The sequence below is a fragment of the Mycobacterium numidiamassiliense genome, from assembly GCF_900157365.1.
Lineage (GTDB): Bacteria > Actinomycetota > Actinomycetes > Mycobacteriales > Mycobacteriaceae > Mycobacterium > Mycobacterium numidiamassiliense.
The window spans coordinates 139,072-156,205 of the sequence record NZ_FUEZ01000004.1 but is presented as its reverse complement, the minus strand read 5'-3'; the positions used below and the strand labels follow the sequence as shown (position 1 = coordinate 156,205).

Annotated in this window: 15 protein-coding genes and 2 tRNA genes; 9 read left to right on the top strand and 8 right to left on the bottom strand. The window is 64.5% G+C overall.

Features of this window, described 5'->3' with window-relative positions; all coding sequences use genetic code 11:
• Positions 1–9: 9 nt before the first annotated feature.
• The 7 genes from MNAB215_RS09115 to rpmH all read right to left on the bottom strand — a co-directional run bounded on the left by MNAB215_RS09115 (position 10) and on the right by rpmH (position 4,503).
• On the bottom strand, positions 10–1,035 hold the full coding sequence (locus tag MNAB215_RS09115) for a ParA family protein (RefSeq protein WP_425436427.1): 1,026 nt from the start codon (positions 1,033–1,035) through the stop codon (positions 10–12).
• Complete coding sequence (rsmG, locus tag MNAB215_RS09110; protein WP_077078558.1) at positions 1,032–1,763, bottom strand: 16S rRNA (guanine(527)-N(7))-methyltransferase RsmG; 732 nt, start codon at positions 1,761–1,763, stop codon at positions 1,032–1,034. The genes MNAB215_RS09115 and rsmG overlap by 4 nt, the downstream gene beginning before the upstream one ends.
• Positions 1,764–1,823: 60 nt before the next feature.
• Positions 1,824–2,432: a Jag family protein gene (locus MNAB215_RS09105; RefSeq protein ID WP_077081884.1), complete on the bottom strand. Its 609-nt coding sequence runs from the start codon at positions 2,430–2,432 to the stop codon at positions 1,824–1,826.
• 85 nt (positions 2,433–2,517) lie between these two features.
• On the bottom strand, positions 2,518–3,642 hold the full coding sequence (gene yidC, locus MNAB215_RS09100; protein WP_077078559.1) for a membrane protein insertase YidC: 1,125 nt from the start codon (positions 3,640–3,642) through the stop codon (positions 2,518–2,520).
• A complete protein-coding gene (gene yidD, locus MNAB215_RS09095) occupies positions 3,617–3,976 on the bottom strand; it encodes a membrane protein insertion efficiency factor YidD (protein ID WP_077078560.1) in 360 nt (119 codons plus the stop codon). Before yidD ends, yidC begins: the two co-directional genes overlap by 26 nt.
• Entirely contained in the window at positions 3,976–4,335 is a 360-nt protein-coding gene (rnpA, locus tag MNAB215_RS09090; protein ID WP_077078561.1) for a ribonuclease P protein component, read from the bottom strand. The genes yidD and rnpA overlap by 1 nt, the downstream gene beginning before the upstream one ends.
• Before the next feature lie 24 nt (positions 4,336–4,359).
• Entirely contained in the window at positions 4,360–4,503 is a 144-nt protein-coding gene (gene rpmH, locus MNAB215_RS09085) for a 50S ribosomal protein L34 (protein ID WP_077081885.1), read from the bottom strand.
• Between the two features lie 587 nt (positions 4,504–5,090).
• Between rpmH and dnaA the strand changes: the two genes are divergently transcribed.
• The 9 genes from dnaA (at position 5,091) to MNAB215_RS09040 (ending at position 16,204) form a co-directional block, all read left to right on the top strand.
• Complete coding sequence (dnaA, locus tag MNAB215_RS09080) at positions 5,091–6,605, top strand: chromosomal replication initiator protein DnaA (protein ID WP_077078562.1); 1,515 nt, start codon at positions 5,091–5,093, stop codon at positions 6,603–6,605.
• Between the two features lie 489 nt (positions 6,606–7,094).
• Positions 7,095–8,294 carry a DNA polymerase III subunit beta gene (dnaN, locus tag MNAB215_RS09075; RefSeq protein ID WP_077078563.1) on the top strand — a complete coding sequence of 400 codons (1,200 nt, stop codon included), beginning with the start codon at positions 7,095–7,097 and terminating at the stop codon, positions 8,292–8,294.
• The gene (gene recF / locus MNAB215_RS09070; protein ID WP_077078564.1) at positions 8,295–9,461 is read left to right on the top strand and encodes a DNA replication/repair protein RecF; all 1,167 of its coding nucleotides are present in this window, start codon (positions 8,295–8,297) and stop codon (positions 9,459–9,461) included.
• On the top strand, positions 9,458–10,015 hold the full coding sequence (locus MNAB215_RS09065; RefSeq protein WP_077078565.1) for a DUF721 family protein: 558 nt from the start codon (positions 9,458–9,460) through the stop codon (positions 10,013–10,015). Before recF ends, MNAB215_RS09065 begins: the two co-directional genes overlap by 4 nt.
• Positions 10,016–10,280: 265 nt before the next feature.
• Positions 10,281–12,314 (top strand): DNA topoisomerase (ATP-hydrolyzing) subunit B, encoded by a 2,034-nt coding sequence (gyrB, locus tag MNAB215_RS09060; RefSeq protein WP_077078566.1) that lies wholly within the window; start codon positions 10,281–10,283, stop codon positions 12,312–12,314.
• Positions 12,315–12,366: 52 nt separating this feature from the next.
• On the top strand, positions 12,367–14,883 hold the full coding sequence (gene gyrA, locus MNAB215_RS09055) for a DNA gyrase subunit A (RefSeq protein WP_077078567.1): 2,517 nt from the start codon (positions 12,367–12,369) through the stop codon (positions 14,881–14,883).
• A 115-nt stretch (positions 14,884–14,998) separates the two neighbouring features.
• Positions 14,999–15,850 (top strand): DUF3566 domain-containing protein, encoded by an 852-nt coding sequence (locus MNAB215_RS09050; RefSeq protein ID WP_077078568.1) that lies wholly within the window; start codon positions 14,999–15,001, stop codon positions 15,848–15,850.
• A 62-nt stretch (positions 15,851–15,912) separates the two neighbouring features.
• Positions 15,913–15,986: transfer RNA gene (locus MNAB215_RS09045), tRNA-Ile, on the top strand.
• A gap of 145 nt (positions 15,987–16,131) precedes the next feature.
• Positions 16,132–16,204: transfer RNA gene (locus tag MNAB215_RS09040), tRNA-Ala, on the top strand.
• A gap of 37 nt (positions 16,205–16,241) precedes the next feature.
• Here MNAB215_RS09040 and MNAB215_RS09035 read toward each other — a convergent pair.
• A complete protein-coding gene (locus MNAB215_RS09035; protein WP_077078569.1) occupies positions 16,242–16,994 on the bottom strand; it encodes a C39 family peptidase in 753 nt (250 codons plus the stop codon).
• Positions 16,995–17,134 lie beyond the last annotated feature (140 nt).

Genomic DNA, 17,134 nt, shown 5'->3' with positions numbered 1-17,134 from the left:
CTTCCGTGTTCAGTCGCGTTGCGCGAGTTCGCGGCTCGCGTCGAGGTAGCTCATCGCCCCGCGTGATCCAGGGTCGTAGTCGATGATCGTCATGCTGTAACCCGGCGCCTCCGAGACCTTCACGCTGCGCGGGATCACGGTGCGAAGAACCTTGTTGCCGAAGTAGCGGCGTACCTCTTCGGCCACCTGATCGGCGAGCTTCGTCCGTCCGTCATACATGGTGAGGATCACCGTGGTGACGTCGAGTTGGGGATTGAGATGGGCCTTCACCATGTCGATGTTGCGCATCAGTTGGGATACGCCTTCGAGTGCGTAGTACTCGCACTGGATCGGGATCATGACCTCCGGCGAGGCGACGAGCGCGTTGATGGTCAGCAGCCCCAGCGACGGTGGGCAGTCGACGAAGACGTAGTCGAAGTCGAGTTTCTCCAGTTCGGCCAGGGCGGTCCGCAGCCGGTTCTCGCGCGCCACCATGCTCACCAACTCGATCTCAGCGCCCGCCAGATCGATGGTGGCCGGGACACAGAAGAGTCGCTCGCTGTGCGGGCTGCGCCGTACCGCCGACTGTAAGGACACCTCGCCGAGAAGTACCTCGTAGGACGATGGGGTCCCCGCCTGACGATCGGTGATGCCGAGGGCCGTGCTCGCATTCCCCTGCGGATCCAGATCGATGACGAGTGTCTTGAGTCCCTGCACCGCGAGGGCGGCGGCGAGGTTGACTGCCGTGGTCGTCTTGCCGACGCCGCCCTTCTGGTTCGCGATCGTGAACACCCGCCGCCGGCGTGGCCGGGGCAACGGTGGATACGCGGTGTGCAGAACCCGCATCGCGCGTTCCGCCGCGGCGCCGATAGGGGTGTCGTATTCGTCCGATGTTTCACGTGAAACATCGGGGGCGGAACCGACCGCTGGCGCATCGGAGGCGGGCGCGATCCCCTCCGGTGCGAACGGCGGCGCGATCGGCGCCACCGCCGGCGAGACGGGGTGTCCGGCGCTGTGGCCGACCGGGCCTGCGGGCCCACCCTCGGGAGAACTCATCGAGACCTCCTCTTCGCCGACGCCGCGGCCCGACCGGACGGTCGCTCTCCGCGCTGCGCCAACACTACGGTTGCGGGCGGACGCAAATAGTTCGCGCCACATGCGAACACCCTGACATCAACGGCGCCCGCGGCCGCCATCACACGCCGGTGTTCTTGGACTTCGTCGGGAGCGCGCTCCCCCTTGATCGCAACCATCCGCCCGCCCGGCCGTAGCAACGGCATACTCCACTTCGTCAACTTGTCCAACGCGGCAACCGCTCTCGACACCGCGGCATCGCTCCCGCCGATCTGCTCGCGCACCCACGATTCTTCGGCGCGGCCACGCACCACCTCGATGGTCAACCCTAGTTCGGCGACGGCCTCTTTGAGAAACTCGCTGCGGCGCAGAAGCGGCTCCAGTAGCGCGATGCGGAGGTCGGGTCGGGCGATCGCCAACGGTATGCCGGGCAATCCGGCCCCGCTCCCGATATCGACCACCCGGTCGCCGGGATCGAGCACCTCCCCGACCGCAGCACTGTTGAGGAGATGGCGTTCCCACACGCGGTCCACTTCGCGTGGTCCTAACAATCCCCGCTTCACCCCGGCGGTGACGAGGAGTTGCGCGTACCGCTGCGCGACCTCGATCCGCGGGCCGAAGATGGCCGCCGCGGCGTCGGGCACTGCCACTGGCTCGTCCGAAGATCCCGGTGTCCGATCGGATTGGCCGACATGTTTCACGTGAAACATTCCTCCGGTCCGGTGACGGTTCCAGCGCTTGCCGGGTCCTCGCGAACTACATGGCTGTAACTAGTCGTGCAGCACCACAACGCGGCGGGACGGCTCCACGCCTTCGCTCTCGCTGTGCACCCCGGGCACCGCCGCGACGGCGTCGTGAACGATCTTTCGCTCGAACGGCGTCATCGGGCGCAGCTCTTCGCGCTCGCCGCTGTCCAAGACCCGCCTGGCGATCTTGTCGCCCAGCGCGGCCAATTCCTCGCGCCGTCGCAGCCGCCAGCTCGCGATGTCCAGCATGAGTCGGCTGCGGACGCCGGTCTTCTGGTGCACCGCCAGCCGGGTGAGCTCCTGCAGGGCGTCGAGCACCTCGCCGCCGCGTCCGACCAACTTGTTCAAGTCATCGCTGCCGTCAATGCTGACGACCGCCCGGCTGCCTTCGACATCCAGATCGATGTCGCCGTCGAAGTCCAACAGGTCCAACAATTCTTCGAGATAGTCCCCCGCGATCTCCCCCTCGGCGACCAAGCGATCCTCCAGGTCGTCGGGTTCGTCGGAGGCGCCATCCCCGGTCGCGGCCTCATTCTCATTCGCCGCGGCGTCCTCGGTTGCGGCGTCCTCAAGCTCGTCCTCGACCGCCACTCGGGTATCCAGGTCGCGGCCGGTGGTCTCGGCTTCGGTCATCGGTTTCTTCTCTCCCTCATCCACGGGTCTCTGTCTCGCTTGGGTCACTCAACGGCGGCGGGCTGATAACGCAGGCCCGCCGCGGTCAACGTTTGCGTCTTTTGGGTCGCGCTCCGGGTCGCGGCGTGCGATTGGCCGGGCCGTTGTTCCGTGCGGCCGGGTTCGGCTTGCCGGGTTGCGTCTTCGTCTTCGCGTCGGCCGAGCCGTCCGAGTCCGGCGCTTCGTCGCCGTCCACTGCATCGTCGTCAGCGATCTCCGGTGACCCGTTCCCATTCACCGGTGGCGCCTTCGGGGCGCGCTTGGGTTTGGCTCCGGGTGCCGGCGCGTTGGCGGCGCGCCGTTCGATGGCTTCCTGCTTCTTGGCCTCGTCTTCTTTCTCGATCATCCCGAAGACGTAGTGCTGCTGGGCAAAGGTCCAGATGTTGTTCGCGAACCAGTACAAGATGATCGCGATCGGAAGGAACGGCCCACCAACGACCACCCCGAGTGGAAACACGTACAGCGCAAGCTTGTTCATCATCGCGGTCTGTGGGTTCGCGGCCGCCTCCGGGCTTTGGCGGGCGACCGACGCACGACTGTTGAAGTAGGTTGCGATGCCGGCCAGGATCATCACCGGCGCGCCCACGGCTATCACCGCGGGGCGGCTGAAATCGATGAAGGCGTCCAACCCGGTGCGCTGCGTCATCGATGCCCCGATCGGAGCGCCGAACAAATTGGCGTCCAGGAAGTGGCCGACGTCGGCGGGTGTGAATACGTAGTTCCCCGTCAACCGGTTCTGGATGACCGACATGTGCGGCTGGCCGAAGCCCCCCGTCGTCCGGTTGAACGAACGCAACACGTGGTACAGGCCGAGGAACACGGGGATCTGGGCGAGCATCGGGAGGCAGCCCAGGATCGGATTGAAGCCGTGCTCCCGTTGCAGCTTCTGCATCTCGAGCGCCATGCGCTGACGGTCCTTGCCGTACTTCTTTTGCAGTGCCTTGATCTGTGGCTGCAGCTCCTGCATCTGCCGAGTGGTGCGGATCTGACGCACGAACGGCTTGTACAGCAGTGCCCGCAGACTGAACACCAGGAACATCACGGACAGGGCCCATGCGAAGAAGTTCGACGGCCCCAGCAGGTAGCCGAACAGCTTGTACCAGACCCACATGATCCACGACACCGGGTAATAGACGAAGTCGAGGCTAAACACATCGAACAAAAGATTCACTCTCCCCTCGCGCCGCGCGGGGGGACCCGGCGGCGCTGGTGTCTTCGAAGTTCGTCCGGCACTCGCGTTGCGAACGGCGTTCCGGTATCGGGTCCCATCCTCCCCGATGCCACGGCCCGCATTTGGCGAGCCTGGCCGCGGCCAGCCAGCTCCCCCGAATCAGGCCGTACTCGGTTAGCGCATCGACCGCGTACTGGCTACAGGTCGGAATGAAGCGACACGTCGCCGGGCGCAGCGGCGAAACCATGTGTCGGTACAGCTGGATCAAGAACACCAGTCCCCGCGCCGCGGCCTTGCCCGCACCGCCGACCCTTGTCCGCACCGACCTACCCATCAGTCCGTGCTCACTTGTTCGACGGCCCGCCGCAAACCTTTTCGCACCTGCTGTTCCAACCGCGCCGACGACACGTTGCGGCTACCCGGCAGCGCCCGGAGCACCACTTGGTCGGACTGGCGAAGATCGGTGAGCATGTTCCGGACGACGTGGCGCAGCCGGCGCGAGACCCGATGGCGTTCCACGGCTGAACCGACTGCCTTCCCAACTATCAGGCCCACCCGCGGACCGTTGTCCTCGGCGGAGTCGGTGACTCGGCGAACGTGGACGATGACATCGCGCTGCACCGCGCGCGCACCATGTTTGACGGTCGCGTCGAACTCAGTCGACCGCCTCATACGGTTGCGTGCCGAAAGCACCGCCCAGGAACCTGACGTTGTAGATCAGGCAGAAAGCGCGCCGCGGCCCTTGCGGCGCCGACCGGACACGATGGCACGCCCGGCGCGGGTACGCATGCGCAGACGGAAGCCGTGCACGCGGGCACGGCGCCGGTTGTTCGGCTGAAAGGTCCGCTTGCCCTTGGCCACGGCATTCTCCTCGGTCTGTCTTGCTCGAAGCTTTCCCAGCCATCCGGCCGCCCGCGTTTTCACCGAATCGCGGCTCGATCGAAAAGTGGTCTTGCTACTGGCCGGCGCGGTTCCCCTGACATACCTGGGTCGCAGCCGCATCGCCGACTTTCGGGCGACTGTATGAGGGTACTGATGAGGATTCGCCTGGTCAAACTTGGCCTGCCCCAACGGCACCAGCGGAACTGCGACCCCGAACCGGCACCGCGCCGCCGAAAAACGAAAAATGCCCCACGGCAGCTTAAAGAAGCCGACTGGAATGCAGCGGAACGGTTGGCAGCCGCACGGAAAACTGTTAGCTTCGGGCAATGCCGTTTCAGACCCCAGCGGCGCAAGACAACGAAGCAAGGATGGCGGATCAACTGGCTGTCTAGGTGAACTTCTCGAGGTTCCCTCCAGCACGGAGATCGCGAGCCGTCGCCGGTAGGCTGCGGCCCGTATACGATCACCCTGTCCACACCTGTGTATAACTATGTGGACAGATGCTTCGTCGCCAAGCGTGGTTGTAGCTCAAGCCCAGAGTTTGCGAGAACCAGGGAGATGCGTCGTTGACCGATGACCCCGGTTCGGGCTTTACCAGCGTATGGAATGCAGTCGTTTCCGAACTCAATGGCGACGCCAGCGCGGACGGTCTCACCACCAATCGAACGGTTCTGGACAACCCGCTAACCCCTCAGCAACGAGCCTGGCTGAATCTCGTTCAGCCACTCACCATCGTCGAGGGGTTTGCCCTGCTGTCTGTGCCGAGCAGTTTTGTGCAGAACGAGATCGAACGCCATCTGCGCACACCCATCACCGACGCACTGAGCCGCCGGCTCGGACAGCAGATCCAACTCGGGGTCCGCATCGCCCCGCCCGCCGACGACGTCGACGAGATGATTTTTCCGCCTCCGGACAGCTTCACCGACGAAGGAGCCGAATCGTCAAGTGACGACGAGGGTGACGAAAACGGTGAGGCGATCGACGCCGAACAAAATTGGCCCAACTACTTCACCGAGCGGCCACACACCGTCGATCCCGCGGTTGCCGGTGGCACCAGCCTCAACCGCCGCTACACCTTCGACACCTTCGTCATCGGTGCATCCAACCGGTTCGCGCACGCCGCGGCGCTGGCCATCGCCGAGGCCCCGGCTCGCGCTTACAACCCGCTCTTCATCTGGGGCGAATCCGGCCTCGGCAAGACGCACCTGCTGCACGCCGCCGGCAACTACGCGCAACGGCTGTTCCCGGGCATGCGGGTCAAATACGTCTCCACCGAGGAATTCACCAACGACTTCATCAACTCACTTCGCGACGACCGCAAGGTCGCCTTCAAACGCAGCTATCGCGACGTCGACGTGCTACTGGTCGATGACATCCAGTTCATTGAAGGCAAGGAAGGTATCCAGGAAGAGTTCTTCCATACCTTCAACACCTTGCACAACGCCAACAAGCAGATCGTCATCTCGTCGGACCGGCCACCCAAACAGCTTGCGACACTGGAAGATCGGCTGCGAACACGGTTCGAGTGGGGACTGATTACCGACGTCCAACCCCCGGAACTCGAAACCCGCATCGCCATCCTGCGCAAGAAAGCACAGATGGAGCGGCTGGCGGTACCCGACGATGTGCTCGAGCTGATCGCCAGCAGCATCGAGCGCAACATCCGCGAGCTCGAGGGTGCCCTGATTCGGGTGACCGCATTCGCATCGTTGAACAAAACGCCGATCGACAAGGCGCTGGCGGACATCGTGCTGCGGGATCTCATCGCCGATGCCAGCACCATGCAAATCAGCGCGGCGACGATCATGGCCGCCACCGCCGAGTACTTCGACACCACCGTGGAAGAGTTACGCGGCCCGGGCAAGACCCGAGCCCTGGCGCAGTCGCGGCAGATCGCGATGTACCTGTGCCGCGAACTCACTGACCTCTCGCTGCCGAAGATCGGACAGGCATTCGGCCGCGACCACACCACGGTCATGTATGCGCAACGAAAGATCTTGTCCGAGATGGCCGAGCGACGTGAGGTGTTCGACCACGTTAAAGAACTCACGACTCGCATCCGCCAGCGCTCCAAGCGCTGATTTGAAACTCACGAGTCAAACTTTTTTCAAAAAACTTCTCGCACGGCTGTCACATCAGCCACACCCTGACGGTGTGGGCAGCGCTGTGGAAAAAGCAGGCAAACCACCGTGGATGAACCGCGCCGCCGTGTACATCTGTCATTCATCCCCACCCGCTCAACACCGTGCACACAGCCACGCGCGCTGTCATCCACACCCCCATCGAGGTCCTAGCTGCACAGAAGCCAGGCTGTCCCCAGAATGCACAGGCCTTAATACTGATACTTAGATCTCTAAGTTGTTTCTTCTTCGAAGAACAGCATTGGGGACGCTTCGTTGCACTGCCCCCAGAGCGGTCTCGTTGACCCGGCTTGTCGGCCTTGGCGATTAGCTTTCAAGATGGCCCGCGACGATCTACGGTTGTTCTTCGACTCCCGTTGCGGGGGCCCCACGCTAGCGGGGGACGCGGCTAGCCACTGGACGTGAATCTTTTGTAGGTGAAGGGACGCTATGGACGCGGCGACGACAAAAGCTGGCCTCACCGACTTGAAGTTCCGCCTGGTGCGAGAGTCTTTCGCCGACGCGGTGTCCTGGGTGGCGAAGAATCTGCCGACCAGGCCGGCGGTCCCGGTGCTTTCCGGTGTTCTGCTGACCGGCTCGGATGAGGGTCTGACGATCTCCGGATTCGATTACGAGGTTTCCGCCGAGGCACAGGTGGCGGCCGAAATAGCCTCTCCGGGAAGCGTTTTGGTCTCCGGACGGTTGTTGTCCGACATCACCAGGGCGTTGCCGAACAAGCCGATCGACTTTTATGTCGACGGCAGCCGGGTCACGCTGACCTGTGGGAGCGCGAGGTTCTCGTTGCCGACGATGGCCGTCGAGGATTACCCCACGCTGCCCACGTTGCCCGACGAGACCGGGGTGTTGCCGGCGGATGTGTTCGCGGAGGCGATCGGTCAGGTTGCCATTGCCGCGGGCCGGGACGACACGTTGCCCATGTTGACCGGGATCCGGGTGGAGATTTCGGGCCAGTCGGTGGTGTTGGCGGCAACCGACCGCTTCCGCCTCGCGGTGCGCGAGCTGACGTGGTCGGCATTGTCACCCGATGTCGAGGCCTCGGTGCTGGTGCCGGCCAAGACGTTGGCGGAGGCCGCCAAGGCAGGGATCGATGGGTCGGAGGTCCGGCTGGCGTTGGGTGCCGGTACTGGTGTCGGGAAAGAGGGGCTGCTTGGTATCAGCGGCAACGGAAAACGCAGCACCACGCGACTGTTGGATGCCGAATTTCCGAAGTTCCGTCAGCTGCTGCCTGCGGAACACACCTCGGTGGCCACCATCAATGTCGCCGAGTTGACCGAGGCCATCAAGCTGGTCGCGCTGGTGGCCGACCGCGGCGCGCAGGTTCGCATGGAATTCGGCGACGGCATGTTGCGGCTTTCGGCGGGCGCCGACGACGTGGGGCGGGCCGAAGAAGACCTGGCCGTCGACTTCGCCGGCGAGCCGCTGACCATCGCGTTCAATCCGACGTATTTGACTGACGGGCTCGCGTCGGTGCATTCGGATCGGGTGTCGTTCGGGTTCACCACGCCCGGCAAGCCTGCATTGCTGCGCCCAGCCCTTGACGATGACAGTCATCCGAGCGGCAATGGTCCGTTCTCCGCTTTGCCGACGGATTACGTGTACCTGCTGATGCCAGTTCGGTTGCCGGGCTAGGTGTACGTCCGGCATTTGGGGCTGCACGATTTCCGGTCCTGGGCGGTCGCCGACCTTGAACTAGAGCCGGGACGGATGGTGTTCGTCGGTCCTAACGGTTTCGGTAAAACGAATCTTGTTGAGGCACTTTGGTATTCGACCACTCTGGGTTCACACCGGGTGAGCACCGACCAACCGTTGATCCGGGCGGGTAGCTCACGTGCGGTGGTTTCGACGATTGTGGTGAACGAAGGCCGCGAATGCGCGATCGACCTGGAGATCGCAGCGGGCCGGGCCAACAAGGCTCGACTCAACCGGTCTCCGGTGCGCAGCACCCGCGAGGTGGTCGGTGTGCTGAGGTCGGTGCTGTTTGCTCCGGAAGACCTCGCACTGGTTCGCGGCGATCCGTCCGAACGCCGGCGCTACCTCGACGATTTGGCAACGATGCGCCGCCCGACCGTTGCCGGGGTACGTGCCGATTACGACCGGGTGCTGCGGCAGCGCACGGCGTTGCTGAAATCGTTGGGCGGTTCACGGCATCGGGGTGATGCGAGCGCACTGGATACCCTCGATGTTTGGGATAGCCGGCTGGCCGAACATGGTGCCCAATTGATGGCCGCGCGAATCGATTTGGTGAACCAGCTGGCGCCCGAGGTGGAGAAGTCGTACCAGTTGCTGGCGCCGGCCTCGCGGCCGGCGTCGATCGCCTACCGGGCGAGCATCGACGGCCTGGCGGTCGCCGACGCGCCCGATAACGCGGGCACCGATCGCGAATTTCTGGAAGCGGCGTTGTTGGCCGCGCTCGCTGCGCGCCGCAACGCCGAATTGGAACGCGGCATGTGTCTGGTAGGCCCGCACCGCGACGATCTGGAGCTACGGCTCGGCGATCAACCCGCGAAAGGCTTTGCAAGCCATGGGGAATCGTGGTCATTCGCGGTCGCGCTGCGGTTGGCGTCGTATGAGTTGTTGCGCGCCGACGGCGGCGAGCCGGTGTTATTGCTCGACGACGTGTTCGCCGAACTCGACACCGCACGGCGCCAGGCACTGGCCGGGGTGGCCGAATCCGCCGAACAGGTGCTGATAACCGCGGCGGTACTGGAAGACATCCCGGCTGGCTGGGATGCTAGGCGGGTGCACATCGACTTGCGCGACGAAGACGCTGGACGAGTATCGGTGGTGCAGAGATGACCGACGAAGAGCGGGATCGCGAACAACCCGCGGCATTCGGCGAGCCTACCGGCATCGACCTGGTGCGGCGCACCCTCGAAGAAGCCCGCGCCGCGGCCCGGGCACAGGGCAAGGATGCGGGTCGCGGGCGGGCGGGCGCTCCCGTATCGCGGCGCGCCGGCGGGCAACGGCGCAGCTGGTCGGGACCGGGCCCGGATGTCCGCGACCCGCAACCGCTGGGCAGGCTGACGCGCGACCTGGCGAAAAAGCGCGGCTGGTCGACCCAGGTGGCCGAAGGCACGGTGTTGGGTCAATGGCCGTCGGTGGTGGGTCATCAAATCGCCGATCATGCGATCCCGGTCGGGCTGAGCGAAGGGGTGCTCAGCGTGACCGCGGAATCGACCGCCTGGGCGACCCAGCTGAGGATGATCCAGGCTCAGCTGTTGGCGAAGATTGCCGCCGCGGTTGGCAACGGTGTGGTGACGTCGCTGAAAATTACCGGCCCGGCCGCGCCGTCCTGGCGGAAAGGGCCGCGGCACATCTCCGGTCGGGGGCCGCGCGACACCTACGGGTGAGCCTTCCGGCAGGTCATGGGTCTGGCCAACACGCCACCAACACGCCGTAAAAATTGAACCCCTCAGATCGGCGAGAACGAAACGGACCCCCATGACGCACGTCCGGACGCGCCGTCAATAAAGAAATTGAGCACACGGCGCGTCCAGCTGGGTAGAAACGCGCCCAGAGAATCGGTCCAGACCCCCACTCACGGTAGAGTGGAGACATGCGACTGCTGCGGTGACCAGACCGCCCGCATGAAACCCCAAGGAGAACATTCCGACCGTGGCTGCCCAGAAGAAGAAGGCGCAAGACGAATACGGCGCTTCAGCGATCACCGTGCTCGAGGGGCTGGAGGCCGTCCGCAAACGCCCAGGCATGTACATCGGGTCGACCGGTGAGCGGGGCCTGCACCACCTCATTTGGGAGGTGGTCGACAACTCGGTAGACGAAGCGATGGCGGGCTATGCGACCCAGGTCGATGTGCGGATCCTCGAAGACGGCGGTGTCGAGGTGGTCGATGACGGCCGCGGCATCCCGGTAGCCATGCACTCCACCGGTGCCCCCACTGTCGACGTGGTGATGACGCAGCTCCACGCGGGCGGCAAGTTCGGCGGTGAGAACAGCGGCTACACGGTCAGCGGCGGATTGCACGGTGTGGGGGTCTCGGTGGTCAACGCCCTGTCCCGGCGGCTCGAAGTCGACATCTCCCGCGACGGCCATGAGTGGTCGCAGTACTACGAGCGCGCGGTACCGGGGACGCTCAAGCAGGGTGAGGCCACCAAGAAGACCGGAACCACCATCAGGTTCTGGGCAGATCCCGAGATCTTCGAAACCACCGATTACGACTTCGAGACGGTCGCGCGCCGGCTGCAGGAGATGGCGTTCCTGAACAAGGGATTGACCATCAACCTCACCGACGAGCGAGTGACTAAGGAAGAGGTCGTCGACGACGTCGTCAGCGACACCGCCGAGGCGCCCAAGTCCGCCGAAGAAAAGGCGGCCGAGTCCAAGGCTCCGCACAAGGTCAAGCGCCGCACCTTTCACTACCCCGGTGGGTTGGTGGATTTCGTCAAGCACATCAACCGCACCAAGAGCCCGATCCAACAGAGCGTCATCGACTTCGACGGCAAGGGCACCGGCCACGAAGTCGAAATCGCCATGCAGTGGAACGGTGGCTATTCGGAGTCGGTGCACACCTTCGCCAACACCATCAACACCCACGAGGGTGGTACGCACGAAGAAGGCTTCCGCAGCGCGCTGACGTCGGTGGTGAACAAGTACGCCAAAGACAAGAAGCTGCTGAAAGAGAAGGACGCCAACCTCACCGGCGACGACATCCGCGAAGGCCTGGCCGCGGTGATCTCGGTGAAGGTCGCCGAACCGCAGTTCGAGGGTCAGACCAAGACCAAGCTGGGCAACACCGAGGTCAAGTCGTTCGTGCAGAAGGTCTGCAACGAACAGCTCACGCACTGGTTCGAAGCAAACCCCTCCGAGGCGAAAACCGTCGTCAACAAGGCGGTGTCGTCCGCACAGGCCCGCATCGCCGCACGGAAGGCCCGTGAGTTGGTGCGCCGCAAGAGTGCCACCGACATCGGAGGACTGCCCGGCAAGCTGGCCGATTGCCGCTCCACCGACCCGCGAAAGTCCGAACTCTATGTGGTGGAGGGCGATTCAGCGGGCGGCTCGGCGAAGAGCGGGCGCGACTCGATGTTCCAGGCCATCCTTCCGCTGCGCGGCAAGATCATCAACGTCGAAAAGGCCCGCATCGACCGGGTCCTGAAGAACACGGAAGTCCAGGCGATCATCACCGCGCTGGGCACCGGGATCCACGACGAATTCGATATCACCAAGCTGCGCTACCACAAGATCGTGCTGATGGCCGACGCGGACGTCGACGGCCAGCACATCTCGACGCTCCTGTTGACGTTGTTGTTCCGGTTCATGCGCCCGCTGATCGAACACGGGCACGTGTTTTTGGCGCAGCCGCCGCTGTACAAGTTGAAGTGGCAGCGCTCCGAACCGGAGTTTGCCTACTCGGACCGCGAGCGCGACGGCCTACTGGAGGCGGGCCGGGCGGCGGGCCGAAAGATCAACGCCGAAGACGGTATTCAGCGATACAAAGGTCTCGGCGAAATGGATGCCAAGGAGCTGTGGGAAACCACGATGGACCCCTCGGTCCGGGTGTTGCGACAGATCACGCTCGACGATGCGGCCGCGGCCGACGAGCTGTTCTCCATCTTGATGGGCGAAGATGTCGAGGCTCGGCGAAGCTTTATCACCCGTAATGCCAAGGACGTTCGCTTCCTGGATGTCTGAGTGATCAGACCCGCCTCAGACCAGCCACCGCTGACCGACCGACGAGGAACACATGACTGACACCACTTTGCCGCCGAGCGACGCAGCCGGCGACCGCATCGAACCGGTGGACATCCAGCACGAGATGCAGCGCAGCTACATCGACTACGCCATGAGCGTGATCGTGGGCCGCGCGCTTCCGGAGGTACGCGACGGCCTCAAGCCGGTGCACCGCCGGGTGCTTTACGCGATGTTCGACTCCGGCTTCCGGCCGGACCGCGGACACGCGAAATCCGCACGCTCCGTTGCCGAGACGATGGGTAACTACCATCCGCACGGCGACTCGTCGATCTACGACACCCTGGTGCGGATGGCCCAGCCGTGGTCGCTGCGCTATCCGTTGGTCGACGGCCAGGGCAACTTCGGTTCGCCGGGCAACGACCCGCCAGCGGCCATGCGGTACACCGAGGCTCGGCTGACTCCGCTCGCGATGGAGATGTTGCGCGAAATCGACGAGGAGACAGTCGATTTCATTCCGAACTACGACGGCCGGGTGCAGGAACCGACGGTTCTGCCCAGCCGTTTCCCCAACCTGCTGGCCAATGGTTCGGGTGGCATCGCGGTCGGCATGGCGACCAACATCCCGCCGCACAACCTGCGCGAACTCGCCGAAGCCGTTTACTGGTGCCTGGACAACCACGAGGCCGACGAAGAAGCCACCCTCGCCGCGGTCTGCGAGCGGGTGAAGGGCCCGGACTTCCCCACCCATGGTCTGATCGTTGGATCACAGGGGATCCACGACGCCTATACCACGGGCCGTGGTTCGATCCGGATGCGCGGAGTTGTTGAGGTAGAGGAAGATTCGCGCGGGCGCACCTCGATCGTCATCACCGAGTTGCCCTATCAGGTCAACCACGACAATTTCATCACCTCGATTGCGGAGCAGGTGCGCGACGGCCGGCTCACCGGCATCGCCAACATCGAGGACCAGTCCAGCGACCGGGTCGGGCTGCGCATCGTCGTCGAGATCAAGCGCGACGCGGTGGCCAAGGTAGTGCTGAACAACCTCTACAAGCACACCCAACTGCAGACCAGCTTCGGCGCCAACATGTTGTCGATCGTCGACGGGGTGCCCCGCACGCTGCGCCTCGACCAGATGATCCGCTACTACGTCGAGCACCAGCTCGATGTCATCATCCGGCGCACCACCTACCGGTTGCGCAAGGCCAACGAACGCGCACACATCTTGCGCGGTCTGGTCAAAGCCCTTGACGCGCTGGACGAGGTCATCGCCCTGATCCGCGCATCGGAGACCGTCGACATCGCCCGGAGCGGGTTGATCGAGCTGCTGGACATCGACGAAATCCAGGCCCAGGCCATCCTCGACATGCAGCTGCGCCGGCTGGCCGCCCTGGAACGCCAGCGCATCGTCGACGATCTGGCCAAGATCGAAGCCGAGATCGCCGACTTGGAAGACATCCTGGCCAAGCCGGAGCGGCAGCGCACGATCGTGCACGACGAGCTCGCCGAGATCGTCGAGAAGCACGGCGACGACCGTCGCACCCGGATCATCGCGGCCGACGGCGACGTCAACGACGAGGATCTGATCGCCCGCGAAGACGTCGTCGTCACCATCACCGAGACCGGATACGCCAAGCGCACCAAGACCGATCTCTACCGCAGCCAAAAGCGCGGCGGCAAGGGTGTGCAGGGCGCCGGGCTCAAGCAGGACGACATCGTCGCGCACTTCTTTGTGTCCTCGACGCACGACTGGATCCTGTTCTTCACCACCCAGGGGCGGGTGTATCGGGCCAAGGCCTACGAACTGCCGGAGGCGTCGCGGACCGCGCGCGGCCAGCACGTCGCCAACCTGCTGGCATTCCAGCCCGAGGAACGCATCGCCCAGGTGATTCAGATCAAGGGCTACGAGGATGCGCCGTATCTGGTGCTGGCCACCCGTAATGGTCTGGTCAAAAAGACGAAGCTGACCGACTTCGACTCCAACCGGTCAGGCGGCATCGTCGCCGTCAACCTGCGTGACGGCGACGAGTTGGTCGGCGCGGTGCTGTGCTCGTCGGAAGAGGATCTGCTGCTGGTCTCGGCCAACGGTCAGTCCATCCGGTTCTCGGCGACCGACGAGGCGCTGCGGCCGATGGGCCGCGCCACTTCGGGTGTGCAGGGCATGCGGTTCAACGCCGATGATTACCTGTTGTCGCTCAACGTCATTCGCGAAGGCACCTATCTGCTGGTCGCCACGGCCGGGGGCTACGCCAAGCGCACCGCGATCGAGGAGTACCCGGTCCAGGGCCGCGGCGGCAAGGGCGTGCTGACGGTTCAATACGACATTCGGCGCGGCAAGCTGGTCGGCGCGTTGATCGTCGACGACGACAGCGAGCTGTACGCGATCACCTCGGGTGGCGGTGTCATCCGCACCGCGGCGCGCCAGGTCCGCAAGGCCGGACGGCAGACCAAGGGCGTTCGGTTGATGAACCTGGGTGACGACAACACACTGCTGGCCATCGCGCGCAACGCCGAGGAAAGCGACGACGAGGGCATCGATGACACCGGCGACGGGGAGTCGGACGGCTAGCTCGCGATGGGCGTGGGTCAAGCAGCGGCTCGCGACAAATCCCCGGGCATTAGACTCAGCCCGATCAGACGTGCCACCGCCCGGGCGGCCGAGGTAGGACAGGTAAGGAGTCGGGGTGACTTCACCTAACGAGCCGGGCGCCCCCAAGAAGGGCGACGGCCCCAACGGGGATGGACCGGTCGAGCGCACGGGAGCGCACCAAGGGACGCCCGCACAGGCCGGCCGGGGCCAGGACGCGGCGGACTCGCCCCCCTGGCAGCGCGGGGGCGGTCGCCCCGCCCAGCCGGCAAGCCGCCCGGCCGAAGCTCAGGGTGACCGGACGTCGGGCCCACCCGCAGGCCTTGATGCCCGGCTGAATCGCTTCATCTCCGGTACGGCGACGCCCGGGGCGGGCGCCGCGGCACCCCGCAGCGACAGCCAGCCGGTCGAGGCCTATGCCAGTGAGCTGCCTGATCTGTCGGGCCCGATTCCGCGGGGAGCGCAGCGCAAGAACACGCCGGAGCGTGCCGCGGAGACGTCGAACTCGTCGAGCTCGGGCCGGTCGGCGGCCACCGAAACCCGGGAGACGTCGGACAACCGCCCGCAGGTGGCGCGGCGACACCGCGGCCCCGTGCGGGCCAGCATGCAGATCCGCCGCATCGATCCGTGGAGCACGTTGAAGGTGTCGCTGATGCTCTCGGTGGCACTGTTCTTCATCTGGATGATCGCGGTCGCCTTCCTGTACCTGGTGCTCGGTGGCATGGGCGTGTGGGCCAAGCTCAACAGCAACGTCGGTGACCTGCTGAACAACACCAGCGGCAGCAGCGGAGAACTTGTTTCGAGCGGCACCATCTTCGGCGGCGCAGTGCTGATCGGCTTGGTCAATATCGTCTTGCTGACCGCCATGGCGACCATCGGGGCGTTCATCTACAACCTGGCCACCGATCTGATCGGCGGCATCGAAGTGACCCTGGCCGACCGGGATTAGTGCGAGGTTTTGGGGTGGGGCGGCGATTGCGGTAATCTCGTCGCTCGGCCGTACGCGAGTACGGGCCTATAGCTCAGGCGGTTAGAGCGCTTCGCTGATAACGAAGAGGTCGGAGGTTCGAGTCCTCCTAGGCCCACAACCATGTGCCCTTCAAGACGTTGTGTGAGACTTGCATTGCCGTTGGCGCTGATTGCCTTGGTGGCAGCGGTGTTTTGGTCGCGGCGTGGGGTCGAAGTCTGGCATGTGGCGGATGTTGATCCATCCGCGCCTAGTTTTGAAGAGGGGCCTTAGCTCAGTTGGTAGAGCACTGCCTTTGCAAGGCAGGTGTCAGGGGTTCGATTCCCCTAGGCTCCACAACTCACAGGCGCGCCGCGACAAGGCGCCGGCGACGTCAACCTGGCGCCGCGGTAACGGTGATGGATTCCTGCCCAATTTTCCAGGCGGTCATGAATGTGCCGATGCTGACCTTCGTGTCGGCGTAATCGGCGTAGGGGTCGTTGAGGTGAACGATCTCTTTGTTGGTGTCGATTCCGGTCACAACAAGGAGATGATCGGCCGAGGTGCGCTGGTCGTTGGAGCCCAAGATTGTTCCCGAGTTGACCCACGCGATGACCTTGCGGTCGGCGCCGAGGTACTCCTCTAACTTGGACAGGCCGACCTCCTCGGGGTGTTTGTCGTAGGTCATGTGCGATTTGATCCCGTAGTGGTCGAGCAGCACGACAGTGTCTGCCATGTCGATGCCGCCCTTCTCGGTTTCGTGGCCCGGGTCGCCGGTGGGGAGGTAAATCGGACCGTTGCGGATCGACGAGGGAGTGTTCTGTGCCACCTTGATGATTTGTCCCTCGGTCGGAGTGTGGCCGGTGACTTCACCGACCACGTCGGCGACCGAAGCCAGGCCGCAGGTGTCCTCGAGCGACTGCTGCACCCAATATTTGGCGGCGGCCGCCGGGTCGCCGTAAATGCCGCTGTCAAGCGCGCTTGCCGTGGTGGGTGTGCTACCAGAGGTGGCCGCAGGCGACGTGGTCGCCGCTCGTATCGGGGATGGCGACGAGCTACACGCCGATACCACCGACATGCCGGTGGTACCGATGCAAGCGGCCACGAGGGCGGTGCGCACCGCGGTTGCGACCCGGGAGTCGAACACGTTGCCTCGCAAAAGCCGGTCGGACAGTCGGTAGGCCGCACGGTAACACCCCGTAGTAAACGTTCGGGGCGGAATCAGGGACCATGCCAAAGGTGCGAATTGTCGCGACGCCCTTTGCCACCCGAGGCGGGCTGGGATCC